This is a genomic window from Rahnella contaminans (genome assembly GCF_011065485.1).
In the GTDB taxonomy this organism is placed as follows: Bacteria; Pseudomonadota; Gammaproteobacteria; order Enterobacterales; family Enterobacteriaceae; genus Rahnella; species Rahnella contaminans.
Window position 1 is genome coordinate 1,317,676 of record NZ_JAADJS010000001.1, and the last position, 16,802, is coordinate 1,334,477.

The 16,802-nt window shown below is 51.7% G+C and carries 17 protein-coding genes and 2 tRNA genes; 11 read left to right on the forward strand and 8 right to left on the reverse strand.

What is annotated here, in order from left to right:
• Positions 1 to 16 precede the first annotated feature (16 nt).
• Together GW579_RS05895 and GW579_RS05900 are read right to left on the reverse strand one after the other, a co-directional pair.
• On the reverse strand, positions 17 to 1,105 hold the full coding sequence (locus tag GW579_RS05895) for an ABC transporter substrate-binding protein (RefSeq protein ID WP_152324115.1): 1,089 nt from the start codon (positions 1,103 to 1,105) through the stop codon (positions 17 to 19).
• A 189-nt stretch (positions 1,106 to 1,294) separates the two neighbouring features.
• Positions 1,295 to 2,185, reverse strand: coding sequence for an SDR family oxidoreductase (locus GW579_RS05900; RefSeq protein WP_165058050.1), 891 nt, complete (start codon positions 2,183 to 2,185; stop codon positions 1,295 to 1,297).
• Between the two features lie 120 nt (positions 2,186 to 2,305).
• Here GW579_RS05900 and GW579_RS05905 point away from each other — a divergent pair, with 120 nt between their 5' ends.
• Complete coding sequence (locus GW579_RS05905) at positions 2,306 to 3,247, forward strand: AraC family transcriptional regulator (RefSeq protein ID WP_165058052.1); 942 nt, start codon at positions 2,306 to 2,308, stop codon at positions 3,245 to 3,247.
• Between the two features lie 59 nt (positions 3,248 to 3,306).
• Here the strand turns inward: GW579_RS05905 and GW579_RS05910 are convergent.
• Both GW579_RS05910 and GW579_RS05915 read right to left on the reverse strand, forming a co-directional pair.
• Positions 3,307 to 3,394, reverse strand: a tRNA-Ser gene (locus GW579_RS05910).
• Positions 3,395 to 3,577: 183 nt separating this feature from the next.
• Positions 3,578 to 3,665: transfer RNA gene (locus GW579_RS05915), tRNA-Ser, on the reverse strand.
• A gap of 260 nt (positions 3,666 to 3,925) precedes the next feature.
• Here GW579_RS05915 and yccA point away from each other — a divergent pair.
• Together yccA and tusE are read left to right on the forward strand one after the other, a co-directional pair.
• Positions 3,926 to 4,588 (forward strand): FtsH protease modulator YccA, encoded by a 663-nt coding sequence (gene yccA / locus GW579_RS05920; protein ID WP_152324118.1) that lies wholly within the window; start codon positions 3,926 to 3,928, stop codon positions 4,586 to 4,588.
• 107 nt (positions 4,589 to 4,695) lie between these two features.
• Complete coding sequence (gene tusE / locus GW579_RS05925) at positions 4,696 to 5,025, forward strand: sulfurtransferase TusE (protein WP_152324119.1); 330 nt, start codon at positions 4,696 to 4,698, stop codon at positions 5,023 to 5,025.
• A gap of 4 nt (positions 5,026 to 5,029) precedes the next feature.
• On the opposite strand, the gene yccX is transcribed toward tusE, so the two are convergent.
• Positions 5,030 to 5,308: an acylphosphatase gene (gene yccX, locus GW579_RS05930; RefSeq protein WP_165058054.1), complete on the reverse strand. Its 279-nt coding sequence runs from the start codon at positions 5,306 to 5,308 to the stop codon at positions 5,030 to 5,032.
• Between the two features lie 99 nt (positions 5,309 to 5,407).
• On the opposite strand from yccX, the gene rlmI reads away from it, so the two are divergent.
• Positions 5,408 to 6,601: a 23S rRNA (cytosine(1962)-C(5))-methyltransferase RlmI gene (gene rlmI, locus GW579_RS05935; RefSeq protein WP_165058056.1), complete on the forward strand. Its 1,194-nt coding sequence runs from the start codon at positions 5,408 to 5,410 to the stop codon at positions 6,599 to 6,601.
• A gap of 125 nt (positions 6,602 to 6,726) precedes the next feature.
• Positions 6,727 to 7,044 (forward strand): heat shock protein HspQ, encoded by a 318-nt coding sequence (gene hspQ / locus GW579_RS05940; protein WP_104921500.1) that lies wholly within the window; start codon positions 6,727 to 6,729, stop codon positions 7,042 to 7,044.
• A gap of 75 nt (positions 7,045 to 7,119) precedes the next feature.
• Here the strand turns inward: hspQ and GW579_RS05945 are convergent, their stop codons facing one another.
• A complete protein-coding gene (locus GW579_RS05945; RefSeq protein WP_152324122.1) occupies positions 7,120 to 7,533 on the reverse strand; it encodes a CoA-binding protein in 414 nt (137 codons plus the stop codon).
• A 190-nt stretch (positions 7,534 to 7,723) separates the two neighbouring features.
• On the opposite strand from GW579_RS05945, the gene GW579_RS05950 reads away from it, so the two are divergent.
• Together GW579_RS05950 and GW579_RS05955 are read left to right on the forward strand one after the other, a co-directional pair.
• Complete coding sequence (locus tag GW579_RS05950; RefSeq protein WP_152324123.1) at positions 7,724 to 8,383, forward strand: YccT family protein; 660 nt, start codon at positions 7,724 to 7,726, stop codon at positions 8,381 to 8,383.
• 118 nt (positions 8,384 to 8,501) lie between these two features.
• Positions 8,502 to 8,963 carry a methylglyoxal synthase gene (locus GW579_RS05955; protein WP_152324124.1) on the forward strand — a complete coding sequence of 154 codons (462 nt, stop codon included), beginning with the start codon at positions 8,502 to 8,504 and terminating at the stop codon, positions 8,961 to 8,963.
• A 68-nt stretch (positions 8,964 to 9,031) separates the two neighbouring features.
• On the opposite strand, the gene helD is transcribed toward GW579_RS05955, so the two are convergent.
• Positions 9,032 to 11,086: a DNA helicase IV gene (gene helD, locus GW579_RS05960; RefSeq protein WP_165058058.1), complete on the reverse strand. Its 2,055-nt coding sequence runs from the start codon at positions 11,084 to 11,086 to the stop codon at positions 9,032 to 9,034.
• 194 nt (positions 11,087 to 11,280) lie between these two features.
• On the opposite strand from helD, the gene GW579_RS05965 reads away from it, so the two are divergent.
• Together GW579_RS05965 and yccS are read left to right on the forward strand one after the other, a co-directional pair.
• On the forward strand, positions 11,281 to 11,742 hold the full coding sequence (locus tag GW579_RS05965) for a YccF domain-containing protein (RefSeq protein WP_165058060.1): 462 nt from the start codon (positions 11,281 to 11,283) through the stop codon (positions 11,740 to 11,742).
• Positions 11,743 to 11,777: 35 nt separating this feature from the next.
• Entirely contained in the window at positions 11,778 to 13,919 is a 2,142-nt protein-coding gene (gene yccS, locus GW579_RS05970; protein WP_165058062.1) for a YccS family putative transporter, read from the forward strand.
• Between the two features lie 24 nt (positions 13,920 to 13,943).
• On the opposite strand, the gene GW579_RS05975 is transcribed toward yccS, so the two are convergent.
• Positions 13,944 to 14,576, reverse strand: a complete 633-nt coding sequence (locus tag GW579_RS05975) for a TfoX/Sxy family protein (protein WP_165058064.1) — start codon at positions 14,574 to 14,576, stop codon at positions 13,944 to 13,946.
• A 216-nt stretch (positions 14,577 to 14,792) separates the two neighbouring features.
• On the opposite strand from GW579_RS05975, the gene sulA reads away from it, so the two are divergent.
• Entirely contained in the window at positions 14,793 to 15,299 is a 507-nt protein-coding gene (gene sulA, locus GW579_RS05980; protein WP_165058066.1) for an SOS-induced cell division inhibitor SulA, read from the forward strand.
• 355 nt (positions 15,300 to 15,654) lie between these two features.
• Complete coding sequence (ompA, locus tag GW579_RS05985) at positions 15,655 to 16,728, forward strand: porin OmpA (RefSeq protein WP_152324706.1); 1,074 nt, start codon at positions 15,655 to 15,657, stop codon at positions 16,726 to 16,728.
• Positions 16,729 to 16,802 lie beyond the last annotated feature (74 nt).

Consider the following 16,802-nt stretch of genomic DNA (forward strand, 5'->3'; position numbering starts at 1 on the left):
GACGCCTCCGTGAGTCTTATTTTTGTGCTGCGGCGCGCCACTCTTTGATGTAGTCCAGACGCTTTTTCTGTTGCAGGTATTCGAGCAGGGTTTCATCGACCGGGATTGGCTTGAGCGCATTGCCTAGCAGTTTGGTCAGGCCGTCGATGTCGTTTTTACCTTCGATATCGTTGCGGATTGACGGAATGTCAGCCTGATTTGCCAGAATGGTTTGCCCTTTTTCAGACAACACGTAGTCCAGCCACAGTTTGGCGGCGTTGTCATTTTTGGCCTGCTGGCTGATGAAGGAAACGCGCGAAAGCACCAGGGTGTAATCCTTCGGATAGGAAATGCCGAGCGACGGATCGGTTTTGGCGCGGGCTTCGGCGTAGGAACCGAGAATGTTAAAACCAATCAGGTTTTCACCCGAAGACACCCTTTCCATCATGGTGCCGGTGGAAGACTGCACTGCTAAACCGCCTTTGGCGACGTCAGCCAGCGTTTTGAAATAGTTCGGATCGGCTTTGAAATCCTGCACGGAAAGCATGAAGCCAAGGCCGGATTTCTCAATATCGTAAGTGGTGACCTTTTTGTTGAATTTCTCGGTCTGGCTGGCGATGAGTTTTGCCAGTGCGGCATGGGAATCCGGCACATCACCGGCCGGGATCAGGCGTTTGTTATAAATAAACACCACCGGTTCATAGGTCGTGCCGTAGGCTTTGTCTTTCCACACCGCCCATTTCGGCAACTGGCCTTGTTCAGGCGATTTGTATTCCTGCGCGTAATCAGTCGCCAGCTTCAGCGCGGTGTCCATGGAAGAGCTCCAGACCACGTCGCCGCTGGTGCCGCCCGCCGCCTGTTCGCTGATATAACGGTTGTACAGCTCGGTGCTGTTCATGTCGTTATATTCCACTTTAATGCCCGGATAAGTGGCCTCAAAACCCTGGATCAGCGGGCCGGCAGCTTTGGTGTCGGTGGTGGAATACACCACCACTTTGCCTTCTTTGGTCGCGGCATCGACGACTTTTTGGTAATCCGCAGGATAGCCCTGCGGCAGGGCAGACATTGCGGAGGAAGACATCAGTACAGAAGCAGCAATCAGAGACAGACGTAATTTTTTAGACATTATTGTTAACCTCTAGTTACATTTGAGAAACTAAAAATCAACATAACGCATAACGTCAGACAGGCAATGAGGGATTGTTTTTATCTTCCCGATTTGTGAGTCGGGGCGTTTTTTAGGCAATTAACACCATAAAAACCACGGCGAGACGTTAAAATCAGGCTGCAAACGCAGCCTGATTTGCGTGAGGAATTAATCAAAGTATCCGGCGGTATCGATATCCTTCAGCAAGCCCTGATGCTCGGGTTTCCAGCCTAAAACCCTGCGGGTCAGTTCGCTGGACGTCGGATTACTCAGCCCCGCAAAGTGGGTAAACCAGCCAAAATGCGCCGCGGCGGCTTCTGCCGTTTTGCTTTCCACCGGAATATTCAGGTGTCTGCCGATCATTTCTGCAATCTCGCGGAACGGCACGCCTTCCTCGGCATTCGCATGATAAACCGCATTATGCGCGCCCTTTTCCAGCGCCAGCCGGAACACTTTCGCCGCGTCCAGCCGGTGAACCGCAGGCCAGACATTTTTGCCTTCGCCAATGTACACCGACACGCCTTTTTCCCGCGCCATTGCAATGATCATCGGCACGAAACCGTGGTCACCCGCGCCATGCACGGACGGCGGCAGGCGCACCAGCGAAACCCGCACGCCCTGTTCTGCCAGCGCGGCGACGGCCAGATCGGACGCCACGCGCGGATTTCCGCCCTGCGGATCCGGCAAATCCTTTTCCGTCACCCGCTGGCCGTTATTCACCAGCGCCGTGCCGGACGTCACGATCAGCGGTTTTTCCGTTCCCGCCAGCGCCTCTCCCAGCGCGCCTATTGCCAGCCGGTCTTTTTCGCAGTTCTCAATAAATTTAGAAAAATCATGAATGAACGCAGTGTGGATCACGCCGTCGGACTGCGCCGCGCCTGCTTTCAGGCTTTGCAGATCTTCAATACTGCCGCGAATCACACCGGCTCCGGCCCCTTTCAGCGCCTGCGCTGACGCGTCCGAACGGGCCAGCCCGAGCACCTGATGGCCCGCGCGCAGCAATTCCTCCACGACCACAGAACCGACAAAACCTGTTGCTCCTGTTACAAATACACGCATGGCAATTTCCTCTGTGTTCTCTGAAAAAATGAAAGACTACGCCATGAAATATAGGGGCTGGAGAAAAGACGATCTATGCGCTAATGTCCGTAATATCTTTGTAATCGTCCGGAGTCGTTGATGGATCCACTTTCTGATGTGTTGTCGCTGCTCAAACCACGCAGCTATATGTCCAAAGGTTTTGAAGCCGGTGGAGACTGGTCCGTGCAATTTCCTTCTCATTATCAGTCAATTAAATGCAATGCGATTATTACCGGCGAATGCTGGCTGGCCGTCGAATCGGTGCCTGAACCGGTCCATCTTAAAGCCGGAGACTGTTTCGTGTTGCCCAGCGGCCGCCCTTTCCGGCTTGCCAGCGATCTGAGTATTTCACCGGTCGATGCAGGGCCGATTTTTGAACAGGCGCGCGGCGGCGGCACGGTGTCGTGTAATGGCGGCATAGATTTCTTCCTGACCGGCAGCCGTTTTGCCGTCAGCGGAGCCAACGCCCCGACCCTGCTGGCGATGCTGCCGCCGGTTGTGCATATCTCAAAAGAATCCGACAAAGACAGTTTGCGCTGGGCGGTGGAACAGATGATGCAGGAACTGCGCGACGAACGCCCCGGCGGTTTGCTTATCGCGCAGCATATGGCGCACATGATGCTGGTGCAGGCGCTGCGGATGCACGTCGATAACGCGCCAGAACGCGGGGCCAGCGGATGGTTTGCCGCACTGGCGGATAAGCAATTAGCGAAAGCACTGAACGCGATGCATGAAAATCCCGCGCACCGGTGGACGGTTCAGACGCTGGCAGAACGCGCAGGCATGTCGCGCTCAGTCTTCTCACTGAAATTTAAACAAGCCGTCGGCAGCGCGCCGCTGGAATATCTGACGCGCTGGCGCATGTTGCTGGCCGGAGACCGGCTGGCAAACGGTAACGAGCCGGTTTCCACCGTGGCATTGTCATTGGGTTATGAATCAGAAAGTGCATTCAGCACGGCGTTTAAACGGACGCTCGGCTGTTCGCCACGGCAATACGGGCAGATAGAAGCGGGCGAAGAAAATACAGCCATTGCGGAGTGAGACGAATTTCAGACACAAAAAAAGCCGCTAATTGCTTAGCAGCTTCAATGTGTTGTTTATGGCGGAGGAGGAGAGATTCGAACTCTCGAATGGTTTCCCATCGCCGGTTTTCAAGACCGGTGCCTTCAGCCGCTCGGCCACCCCTCCGTAAACAACAAGCACTTCGCGACGTCAGTCGTTCAGTACGGGGCGTAGTATACAAGACCGGAAAAAAGATGCAAACATTATTTTCAGTCTACTTTGTTGATTTAATGAGCATTTAAATCAGCTTCACAAATTTCAGAGACAAAAAAAGCCGCTAATTTCTTAGCAGCTTTCTTGTGTTGTATATGGCGGAGGAGAAGAGATTCGAACTCTTGAATGGTTTCCCATCGCCGGTTTTCAAGACCGGTGCCTTCAGCCGCTCGGCCACCCCTCCGCAACGAAGCGAACTATAAACATAGCCGATCGGGTTGTAAAGCCTGATTACATTCAATTGCCTGAAAAACAGGCATTCGGTTCTTAAGCGGCGATTTAAGCATCATTACGGCGATTTTGGCATCAGGAAACCCCGCCTGGCGGCGCTTAGAGAGGTAAAGAAGGGTAAAACGTCTTTAATGACGTCACGCAACTACTTACACTCCAGTCTGACTGTATTTTCACCGACTCCAACGTTTTGTTAAAAGTGAGAATTTTATTATGGATCGTTACGCTGCCTCTACGTCATCACGCGCAGGCTCGTTGTTAAGCACACACCGGGTGTTGCGTAATACTTATTTCCTGTTAGCACTGACGCTCGGCGTTTCGGCGATCACTGCGACGGCGAGTACAGTTCTCCGCTTACCTGCACCAGGCTTCCTGCTGACTATCGTCGGTTTCTATGGCCTGATGTTCCTGACTTACCGCACGGCGAACAGCCCGGCGGGTATTTTATCAGCCTTCGCGCTGACCGGTTTCATGGGCTATACGCTCGGACCGTTGCTGAGTTCCCTGCTTTCCGTGGGTGCCGGTGACATTATTATGCTGGCGCTTGGCGGTACGGCTCTGGTCTTCTTCTGTTGTTCGGCTTACGTGCTGACAACGCGAAAAGACATGTCGTTCCTGTCGGGCATGATGATGGCGGGCTTTGTTGTGCTGCTGGTGGCGGTGATCGCGAACCTGTTCCTGCAAATTCCGGCGCTGTCACTGGCGATCAGTTGCCTGTTTATTCTGTTCTCAGCGGGCGCAATCCTGTGGGAGACCAGTAATATTATTCACGGCGGCGAAACCAACTATATTCGCGCCACGGTCAGCCTGTATGTGTCGCTCTACAACGTGTTTGTCAGCCTGCTGAGCATTCTCGGGATGTCATCACGTAACTGATTACACACGTAATTCGTTCCAGCCCCGCCACCGTGCGGGGCTTTTTATTTTGTCAGACGGGGCTTTTTGCTAAACTGTCGGCTGCATTTTTACAGGTCAGAGGTTGTATGCTGGAATTCGACGGTCAGGTAATAGAAACCGACGCTCAGGGTTACCTGAAAAACAGTAATGACTGGCAGGAAGGCATGGCACCGCTGCTGGCAGAAGAAGAAGGCATTCAGCTTACCGATGCGCACTGGGAAGTGGTGCGTTTTGTGCGCGGGTTTTATCTCGAATTCAATACATCACCGGCCGTGCGCATGCTGGTGAAAGCGATGGCACAGAAATACGGTGAAGAGAAAGGCAACAGCCGCTATCTGTTCAGGCTGTTCCCGAAAGGCCCGGCCAAACAGGCGACAAAAATCGCAGGCCTGCCAAAACCGGTAAAATGCCTGTAATGCTTCAGTATTTGATTTTGAAATCGGTGTAATGACCGGGAGCGGCGGGCTCACTCAGCACGCGATCAACCCGCGCATGTTTCGGGCCGCCCTGTTTCAGCCAGGCTAGCAGCTGATCCACTTTCTCCTGTTCGCCGCACGCCACCACCTCGACGCTGCCGTCCTCAAGATTTTTTGCATAACCGGTCAGCCCTAACCCGGTAGCCTGATGTTGTGTCGCAAAACGAAAACCGACCCCCTGCACCCTGCCGTAGACATAGGCGGCTATACTGACTTTTGCCATAATATTTCTCTCCGTTAGCGGTATGGTTCGTTGCAATTTCACCTGCATGACCGGACAATGTCGCTCTTTTTTGTCTCCGAACCGACAGAACCTAATTTTATGACTGCACGTTTAATTCTGGCCAAAGGCCGCGAAAAATCACTTTTACGCCGCCACCCATGGGTGTTTTCCGGCGCTGTTCAGCGCGTCGAGGGTAAAGCCAATTCCGGCGACACTATTGATATTGTAGACAGTCAGGGGAAATGGCTGGCGCGCGGTGCTTATTCGCCGTCATCCCAGATCCGTGCCCGTGTCTGGACTTTCAAGCAAGATGAAGACATCGATATTGATTTCTTCATCCGCCGTTTACAGCAGGCGCAAAGCTGGCGTGATTATATCGCCAAACGTGACGGGCTGGACGGCTACCGTCTGATTGCCGGTGAATCCGACTGTCTGCCGGGCATCACCATTGACCGTTTCCAGAATTTCCTGGTGCTGCAATTGCTATCTGCTGGTGCAGAATACCAGCGCGCACCTCTGATTGCCGCGCTGCAACACTGCTATCCGGAATGCGCCATCTGGGATCGTTCCGACGTTGCGGTGCGTAAAAAAGAAGGCCTGGAGCTGGTTCAGGGTCACGTCGTCGGTGAAGAACCCCCTGCCCTGCTGCCGATTCAGGAACACGGTATGAGCCTGCTGGTTGATATCAAAGAAGGCCATAAAACCGGCTTCTATCTTGATCAGCGCGACAGCCGCTTTGCTGCACGCAGCTACGCAGCTGGCCGCAATGTGCTGAACTGTTTCTCCTACACCGGCGCGTTCGCCGTGTCTGCGCTGATGGGCGGCTGCACCAAAGTCACTAACGTAGATACCTCTCAGGCCGCGCTTGACGTTGCGCGTCAGAACGTTGAGCTGAACAAACTGGATCTATCGAAAGCCGAATTCGTCCGCGAAGACGTTTTCCAGCTGCTGCGTAAATACCGCACGGAAGGCCAGCAGTTCGACATGATTGTGATGGATCCGCCGAAATTTGTTGAGAACAAAAACCAGCTGGCAAGCGCCTGTCGTGGTTATAAAGATATTAATATGCTGGCGATTCAGTTGCTGCGTCCGGGCGGAATTCTGCTGAGCTTCTCCTGTTCCGGCCTGCTGCCAACCGATTTGTTCCAGAAAATCCTCGCTGACGCCGCACTGGATGCCGGCCGGGAAATTCAGTTCGTGGAGCAGTTCCGTCAGGCTGCCGATCACCCGGTGACCGGCGCGTATCCTGAAGGTTTGTACCTGAAGGGCTTCGCCTGTCTGGTGATGAATTAATCCGATGATCACGACGTGCTGTTCCGGCAGCGCGTCGCAGAATTTTTAGCAGATTAAGCGGTCAAAACTTGAAATAGCACATTTTATCTCCATATAGAGATTAATGATGATTTTGGGAGATGACTATGATTGCCAGCAAATACGGTATCGGCCAGCAGGTTCGCCACAGACTGTTAGGCTATTTAGGCGTGGTAATTGATGTCGACGCTGAATATTCACTCGAAAAACCCGGCGTCGATGACGTCGCCGCTGACGATTCAATGCGTGCCGCGCCCTGGTATCACGTGGTAATGGAAGATGAAGAAGGCCAGCCGGTACACACGTATCTGGCAGAAATTCAGATTGATCATGAAGCTGCCCGCTCGCACCCGGAACAAACGTCTCTGGATGACCTGGCCGCTTCTATCCGCAGTCAGTTACAGGCACCGCGTCTGCGCAACTGATTATCCCGCGCCCGCATAATGAAAAACCGGCTATTTTTGGCCGGTTTTTTTTCGTCTAATCACTGCCTGCGGCGGTTACTTTTCCATACCCAGCCGCGGGATTTCAATTTTCGGACAGCGATCCATCACCACTTTCAGCCCGCCATCTTTTGCCAGCACAGCGGCCTGTTCGTTGATCACGCCCAGTTGCAGCCACAGCACTTTTGCTTTAATTGCGATGGCTTCCTGCGCTACACCGTAAGCGGCTTCCGCGTTACGGAAAACATCGACCATATCCACCGGTTCTGCGATTTCAGCCAGCGATCCCACCGCTTTTTGCCCCAGCAGTTCCTGCCCTGCCAGTTTCGGACTGACCGGAATAACCTTATATCCCTGAGAAAGCAGATAAGCCATAACGCCATAACTCGGGCGGCCAGGATTGTCGCTGGCACCCACCAGAGCGATCGTTTTTACGTCCTCAAGAATTTTGCGAATATCATTGTCTTGCACGGGGTTATCTCCTTTTGACCTGTATCCGCTAAGTGTAACGCAGCCTGACAGTTTCGACAGGGCCCGGCGCAAAAAGGATCGGTGTGCAGAATTGCCTTATGTGAAATTAAAACATTTTGTAAAACTTTGACACACAATCACCATTACTGAATAATGGAGGATGAGCAATGGTGTGTCTGAGGAGAGAAGAATGAAAGTCTGTCGTGCGCTGGTCGCATTAGCGAGCTTCAGCCTGATGGCGTCAGCTTCTGCGACCTCACTCAAACTGTCTGCGGATGTGGATGTGCTGGTTATCGACGGCAAACAGATGTCTGGCGCTATTCTGAAAGGCGCGGACAGCCTTGAGCTGGATGGCGGGCAGCATCAGATTTTGTTTCAGGTCAGCAAGAATCTGCACCCTGCTGCTGCGCAAAACGCGCAGATTTATCACTCTCCGGCATTGATCGTCACATTCAATGCCAAAGGAAGTCGCTCGGTTTCTTTCATCCTGCCTTCGCTGAGCAATGAAAAAGACACCGCCCAGTTCAGTCAGCAAATGAATTATCAGCTGGTGGATGATCAGGGAAAAACTCTGGTAACCCAACGCGATGTCCTGAGCCTGTTTACCCCGGGTAATACGGCTGCCGCTGAAAAGCTCATGATGACGTATAACTTATCCGGTGCACGCGCTGCCGTACCTTCTTTTGCCCGAGGTAATACCGACAGAAAATCAGCGCTGGCAAGTGATGTTCCTTCGCAAATTTCCATCGCTTATCTTCATCCGCTCTGGACGCGTCTGGCCGCCAATGCCGGTATCGAACAATTTTTACTCTGGTTTAAACTGCCGGAAAAACAAGAACGCGCGTCGTAACTTAATCTGCATCACGCATTCTCTTTCTTAACGTCGATTTGTTGCCCCCACGCTATGCAGTAAAACGGAGTTTCAGTATTCTGTGAGCCACTCTTACTTACGCGTTGAAGGGAATTAGATGGAATACACGACCCGTACGATCGCCAAACAAAAACACATTGCCCTGGTCGCGCATGACCACTGCAAAAATACCCTGATGAAATGGGTGGATAAAAACGTCGCTGAACTGTCGCAACACGTTCTCTATGCCACCGGCACCACCGGAAATATGGTTCAGCGTAGCACCGGGATTACGGTAAAAAGCATGCTGAGTGGCCCGATGGGGGGTGACCAGCAGGTTGGCGCACTGATTGCGGAAGGGAAAATTGATCTGCTGATTTTCCTCTGGGATCCGCTCAATGCCGTTCCTCACGACCCGGATGTTAAGGCCCTGCTGCGTCTGGCAACTGTATGGAATATTCCGGTCGCCACCAATGTGGCGACGGCGGATTTCCTGATTGCGTCGCCGCTTTTCCAGTCAGAAGTGGATATTACTATCCCTGATTATCAGCGTTACTTGTGGGCACGTTTGAAAGAATGATGCGCACAACTGCGTATTCGTCACACCTTCATCAACACAACGCCCGGCATTTGCCGGGCGTTGTGTTGTCAGGGTTTTCGTTGCACCGGAACGCCGATATCTTCCAGCTGCTCCACAAAAACAGAAGGGCGTGCTTTATCCTGCATTAACCAGACCTGATGCTTCGCACGGGTCATCGCCACATACAGTAACCGCCGTTCCTCGGCATCCATGAAGTTTTCCGGTTCCGGCAATAAGACCTGTTCCAGCACCGATTCACGCGCCGGTGCCGGGAAGCCGTCGTTGCCTTCGTGCAGGCCGACAATAATGACGTATTCCGCCTGCTGACCTTTACTGGCGTGGATCGTCATAAATTCAAGATTCAGCTTAGGCCAGCGGGTAGCGGCCTTTTCAAGAATCTGCGGCCGTAAATGGTGATAACGCGCCAGCACCAGAATTTTTTCATCGGCAGTGACATAGCCACTGAGCTTATCCAGCAGCTTTTCCAGCTGTTCGTCCGGCAAGATCACCACGTTTTTCTTGTTGCCCTTCGTCAGGCTGTTCAGCGGTTTTTTCAGCTGATAAGGGTTCTGCTGAACAAATTTATTGGCGATTTCACCGATGCGGTCGTTGAAACGGTAAGTGGTATCCAGCGCGCACTGAGCCCCTTCGCCAAAGTGTGTTGCGAAAGCGGTGGTCAGGGAAAGCTCTGCACCGCTGAAACGGTAAATCGCCTGCCAGTCATCGCCCACCGCAAACAGACTGGTGCGCTTATTCAGCTTGCGCAATGCCGACAACAACAGCGCGCGCTGCGGGGAAATGTCCTGAAATTCATCGACGAGAATGTGTTTCCACGGGCTGACAAAGCGGCCTTTCTCCAGAATGTTCACAGCCTGATGAATAAGCCCGGAGAAATCCACCGCGCCCTCTTCTTTCAGCGCCGTTTTCCAGGCTTTCAGTAACGGAGCCATCAGGCGGATGCGCTTAGAAAACAGGTCTTTCACGTCTTCGTGTGCGCTCTCAATCATTTCGGCCTGGCTCCCGCCGTGCGTACGCATCAGACTCAGCCAGCGCTCAAGACGGCTGCCCAGACGTTCGGCCAGCGGTTTATTCTTCCAGTAATCCCCTTCCGGCACATCCCATTCAAGCTCATCGGTCATCCACTGCCGCCAGCCGCTGGCCTGCACTTTCTTGCCAGCGCATTGTTCCTGCCAGGTTTTGATAAGCAGGCTGCGGCGCGCTTTCGCATCAGTTTCCAGTTTGCTGATTTTTGGCGCTTTCTTGCTGCCTTCCTGAATAATCTGCAAAGCCAGCGCGTGGAACGTTTTGGCTTTGATCCCGTCGGTATGCAGACGTTCTTTTATACGCGTGTTCATTTCATCCGCGGCCTGACGTCCAAACGCCAGCAACAGAATTTGCTCCGGTACCGCTTCCTGACGGTGCAGCAACCAGCCTGCGCGCGCCACCAGTACCGAGGTTTTGCCGCTGCCAGCACCTGCCAGCACCAGAACCGCGTCTTCGCCATTCACTACCGCGCGACACTGACTTTCATTTAGCGGAGAAACTTCGACGGTATCAAAGAAGTCCTGATTTTCCGCAATCACCCGGTCAGTCCAGGCCAGATTGCGTTTATCGACGCTGCGTTTTCCCTGCTCAAGCCAGCGTAAGCAGGTGTGATAATCTTCGCGGCAATTATCGAAATCATTGAGACGCCCGACGGGGACAGGAATGGCGGAAAATGCCCCGGTGATGTCTTTCTGGACGTCAGCCAGATCGGCGCTTTTAAACCACTTATCCTGTTCTTCAATGTGCGTGATTTTTTCAATTTGCCCGTGCAGAACGCCCGCGCTGACGCCACTCATCTCATCACTCCAGGCCTGCCAGATTTTGAGAAGGTGCTGATAAAAACGCTGCGTTTCCTGCCACTCAGTGCCGTGCAGGCGGACAACTTTTGCCTCGGGCAATTCAAATTCAAGCTCGCCCCAGACAATGCCGCGTTTACAGCGGATCTGGATAAGCTGATTAAAAGGGATCAGGTAGTGATGTTTGTCGCCGCTGACTTCTACGCCCGCGTTAAGCAGACGCACCCGGTTATAGGGATGCTGCGCCAGATGTTTCCCGAAAGAGGTCGATTTCAATTCCATATCATCACACCGTTTTTTCTCTTTAATTCCTGACGGAAAAGTAATATTTCTTATTTTACATGCAAGTCGTTTTAAGAGTTTACCTTTGATTTGCAGAGGCGATCCACATTCCAAAACAGGGTAGAATAAGACGGTGTTTCTTTTTAGTTAACCTGAAATTTTTCAACTTATTAATATCTTCGGGAAGAGTCGATATGCGCACTGTACTCAATATTCTTAACTTCGTTTTAGGCGGTTTTTTTACCACCCTCGCCTGGCTATTCGCCACGCTGGTGAGCATTGTGCTGATATTCACCCTGCCGCTGACCCGCTCTTGCTGGGAGATCACCCGTCTTTCACTGATGCCTTTTGGCAATGAAGCGGTGCATGTTGACGAATTATACCCGGAAAAACGCAGCGCGCTGATGTCCGGTGGCGGAACCCTGTTGAATATCTTCTGGTTTATTTTTTTCGGCTGGTGGTTATGCTTGTCACACATTTTGGCCGGCATCGCTCAATGTATCAGCATTATCGGTATTCCGGTGGGCATCGCGAACTTTAAAATCGCAGCCATCGCGCTCTGGCCGGTAGGGCGAAGAGTGGTCTCCGTCGAACTGGCAAAACAAGTTCGTGAAGCCAATGCCAGCCGTCAGCTAAAAAACGGACGCATTCGCTGATTTTTCATTTTTGATGTTAACCGTGGGGTTTTTCCGTGCTTTCTATTGCACCGGGTTTGAGGCGCTATGCCTATAACAGCAATGTGCTTTACCACATCAGGATTTTCATTGCGCTGGCGGGTGCCGCCGCAATGCCCTGGTGGCTGGGTCAGATAACGCTGACCATCCCTCTGACGCTCGGCGTGGTAGCGGCTGCGCTGGCCGATCTGGACGATCGTCTGGCAGGTCGCTTACGCAATTTGCTGATCACTCTGGTCTGCTTTTTTATCGCTTCAGCGTCTATCGAACTGCTGTTTCCCTATCCCTGGTTATTCGCACCCGGGCTGATGATTTCAACCTGCGGTTTTATCCTGCTGGGCGCACTTGGACAACGGTATGCCACGATTGCGTTCGGTGCGTTGCTCATCGCGATTTATACAATGCTCGGCACCAGTATGTATCACATCTGGTATCAGCAGCCTCTGATCCTGCTCGCCGGCGCCATCTGGTATAACCTGCTGACGCTGGCCGGGCATATTATTTTCCCTATCCGGCCGCTCCAGGATCAGATTTCCCGCTGTTTCACGCAGCTGGCGGCTTATCTGGAAGCTAAAGCGACGCTTTTTGACCCCGATCAGGAAGATAATAATCAGCAACTGGTGGAACTGGCCATGGCTAACGGCCAGCTGGTTTCTACGCTGAATCAGACCAAAAATACGCTGCAAACCCGCCTGAAAGGTGACCGCGGACAGAAAGGTACTCGCCGGACCCTGCACTATTATTTTGTGGTACAGGATATTCATGAGCGCGCAAGCTCATCGCATGTGAAATACCTCAAACTCAGCGAGCAGTTTCACCACAGCGATATTCTTTTCCGTTTTCAGCGTCTGATGAGTATGCAGGCCCGCGCCTGTTTGCAGCTTTCCCAGTGCATCCTGTATCGCCAGAAATATACGCACAACAGCCAGTTCGAGCGGGCGTTTTCCCGTCTTGAAGAAGCGCTGAAACGACTGGAATATCAGGGCGAACACCGGGAAATGCTCCAGGCTCTTCGCCATCTTCTGAGGAATTTGCACGCGATTGACGCGCAGCTGGCGAATATCGAATCAGAGCAATCATTACCGGAAAACCAGACAGGCAAAAGTCCGTTCGTCGACGATAAGCTCACCGGGCTGGATGATATCTGGCTGCGCATTTCCCGGCATTTCACACCGCAGTCTGTTCTGTTTCGTCATGCAGTGCGCATGTCGGTAGTGCTGTTTATCGGCTACGTGTTCATTCAGGTCAGCGGCCTGAGCCACGGTTACTGGATTTTGCTGACCAGCCTGTTTGTCTGTCAGCCGAACTACAGCGCGACCCGCCGCAGGCTGGCGTTGAGGATCATCGGGACACTGGCCGGGATTGCTCTGGGCATTCCGATTTTATACTTCGTGCCGTCGGTTGAAGGGCAAATGATCCTGATTGTGATCAGCGGATTATTGTTCTTTGCCTTCCGCACCGTGCAATACGCGCAGGCGACGATGTTCATCACCCTGCTGGTGTTGCTGTGCTTCAACTTGCTGGGCGAAGGTTTTGAGATTGCGATACCCCGAATCATCGATACGCTGATTGGCTGTGCGATTGCATGGGCCGCCGTGACGTTCATCTGGCCGGACTGGAAATTCAGGCAGATTGATAAAGTCGTCAGCAAAACGTTCGACGCAAACTGCCGGTATCTGGATGCGATATTAGTGCAATACCATCAGGGCAAAGATAACAGTCTGGATTACCGTCTGGCTCGGCGTGACGCGCATAACTGCGATGCTGAACTGGCATCGGTGGTTTCGAATATGAGTTCGGAGAAAAACAACGACCCAGCTACGCTTGAAGCGGCGTTTCGCTTGCTGTGTCTTAATCACACCATGCTGAGTTTCATTTCAGCGCTGGGGGCGCATCGTGAAAAACTCGGTGATACCGAAACCCTGAGATTGCTTGATGACGCGGTCTGCTGTGTTGATGGCGCACTGCACCATTTGCCTTCTGAAGCCGGGCGGATAGAAAAAGCTCTGGAGCAACTGACGGCAAGGATCCAGATGCGGACGACCGATTCAGACAGCAAGGAACAGCTTGTCTTGCAACAAATCGGATTGCTGGTGGCCCATCTTCCAGAGCTCACCAGTCTTAACAGTAAAATTCTGCCCGTTCAGAGCCATGACTGACAGCCCGTCAGGATCCGGTGAAACTTAGTGCATCGTGTCGAATGGCTGCTCTTGCTGGTGGTTAAACCATTGAGTCAGTATTTCTCTGGAAGCCATCGGCAAAGCGGCCTCGTGATATCCCAAAATGGCGCCCTCCAGCGCCATTAACAAGTTAATACCCAGGTTCTTCTTTTTCATTGCGCAGAGTTTCAGGTAGGTCTTGCACGCGCCTTGTGTGCGCAGATCGCCCGAATTTGCTATCCCCACCTGCCAGAGCAACCGCTCCAGAGCCAGAGAAAGATTCGGTAAATCTTTAAGCCGCCCGGCTTCGTTATTTTTGCGCAATTCGATTTCACGCAGCATTCCTTTAAGTGAGTATTTACCCAGTTTCCGCACAGCCTCGGTATCGTCCCACTGCGCCGGATTAACTTTGAAATAACGTAACTTCACATCCATTCCCCGCTTGCGATAAATCAATCTCTCCATCTTCTTCCGGCAAAAATGTGCCTCAGTTTCAGCACTGGCGCGCAGATATAATTCTCCGTCTGAGACCAATGCAAACATGGCTCCATCAGCAGATAAACTGAAGCCGCCAAACTGGGTACGGGCACGTACGTCCCCCAGAGAAGCAAAAATTTCCAGACACTCCAGCACTCTTTTTTTTGATTGATTTATCATCGCGTTATCCTTTTCATGTTCATTCCATATATCCCATGTAAGTTACCTGTACTGCTAAAAGCAAAATACGCAATGTAGAGATGGGCAACAAACATAAAATGCAGCCAGAGGATATTCCCTTCAAAATTTGCGAGATGTCTTGGAAAAATTGGGTTGATCTTTGCCCATCGCCAGAGTACTGTACATTCATACAGTAACCTACTGGGGTATATCACTATGCGCACTCAACATCTTACAAATCATCATTTTAGTCAGTCTGCTTTGCCCGTCGCCCACACACAGGTAAATTCGTCTGCGTCCTTGAATAATGGTCTGATCACGGAGTTCGTTTATAGTGCGAGCCAGCCAGCATTTGCGCAGTTACTTCTGCCACTGCTTCAGCATTTGGGTATGCAATCCCGCTGGTTGTTGTGGCTCACGCCTCAGCAGAAACTGAGCCGTCACTGGTTATCTCAATCTGGTTTGCCGGTCGATAAAATGGTGCAGGTAAATCAAATCACAGCGATGTCTACAGTTGATGCAATGGAAAAAGCGTTGCTCACAGGGAATTACAGTGTTGTGCTTGGGTGGTTACCCGATTTGAATGATTCAGAAAGAGAAAGACTGCAAATTGCAGCACGTCAGGGAGGGTCATATGGGTTCATTATGAAGCCAACAAATGAACAGAATTCAGCTAGTGGACATCACTCCACAGTAAAAATTCACTCTTCTGTATACCATTAGTTCAAAATAGGAATGTTCCTACGAAAATAGTACGGAACTTAGTGATTTGTGCTGAAACCGGCTTCAAACCCAGTAAAAATGGGTATTCCGACCTCAGATTATCTCCAGTTTTTGTCAACAATTAGTCAAAGCCGTTAAGAAATGTGTACGTTTTTCCCTTTTTTTCCACGGTGTTAACACTTCAAGCTTGTAAGTTTCGCGCCACGTTGTAGACTTTACAACGCCAAGGTTGCTCTATAATGCCAACGTAAAGTGGCAAGTTCTTAATTGAAGCAAGAATCTTGGCGTAAGGATTTTAACCAAGGGCTTAAAGCTTAAAGCTCAATTGCCTATTTGGATGATAACGAGGCGCAAAATGAAAAAGACAGCTATCGCATTAGCAGTGGCACTGGCAGGTTTCGCTACCGTAGCGCAAGCCGCCCCTAAAGATAACACCTGGTATACCGGTGGTAAATTGGGCTGGTCCCAATACCATGACACTGGTTTCGCAAATGCTTACGAAGGTATCGGCAACGGCCCTACCCACGATAGCCAACTGGGTGCAGGTGCGTTCTTGGGTTACCAAGCGAACCAATACCTGGGCTTTGAAATGGGATATGACTGGCTTGGCCGCATGCCTTACAAAGGCAGCGTAAACAACGGCGCGTTCAAAGCACAAGGCGTTCAGCTGGCTGCTAAACTGAGCTACCCGCTGACTGACGATCTGGACCTGTATACCCGTCTGGGTGGTATGGTTTGGCGTGCAGACTCCAAAGGTAACTTCGGTGGTACTGGTGAGCGCGTAAGCGATCACGACACCGGTGTTTCTCCACTGGCAGCTGTTGGTGTTGAATACGCAGTGACCAAAAACTGGGCTACCCGTCTGGATTACCAGTGGGTTAACAACATCGGCGACGCGCAGACTGTTGGCGCACGTCCAGACAACGGCATGCTGTCTGTAGGTGTTTCTTACCGTTTCGGTCAGGATGATGTTGCAGCACCAGTTGTTGCACCAGCTCCAGCACCAGCTCCAGTTGTGGAAACTAAGAAATTCACTCTGAAGTCTGACGTTCTGTTCAACTTCAACAAAGCGACTCTGAAACCAGAAGGCCAACAGGCTCTGGATCAGCTGTACAGCCAGTTGAGTTCAATCGATCCTAAAGACGGTTCAGTTATCGTTCTGGGTTACACCGACCGTATCGGTTCAGAACAATACAACCAGAAACTGTCTGAGCAACGTGCACAGAGCGTAGTGGATTACCTGGTATCTAAAGGTATCCCTGCGAACAAAATCTCTGCACAAGGCCAAGGTAAATCTAACCCAGTTACTGGTTCTACCTGTGACTCCGTTAAAGGCCGTGCTGCTCTGATCGACTGCCTGGCACCAGACCGTCGCGTAGAAATCGAAGTTAAAGGCTACAAAGATACTGTTACTCAGCCACAGGCTTAATAACACTCTTTAGCTTTAACGATAGATACTAAAAACCCCGCCTCGGCGGGGTTTTTTTATACTTTGAATTCAGC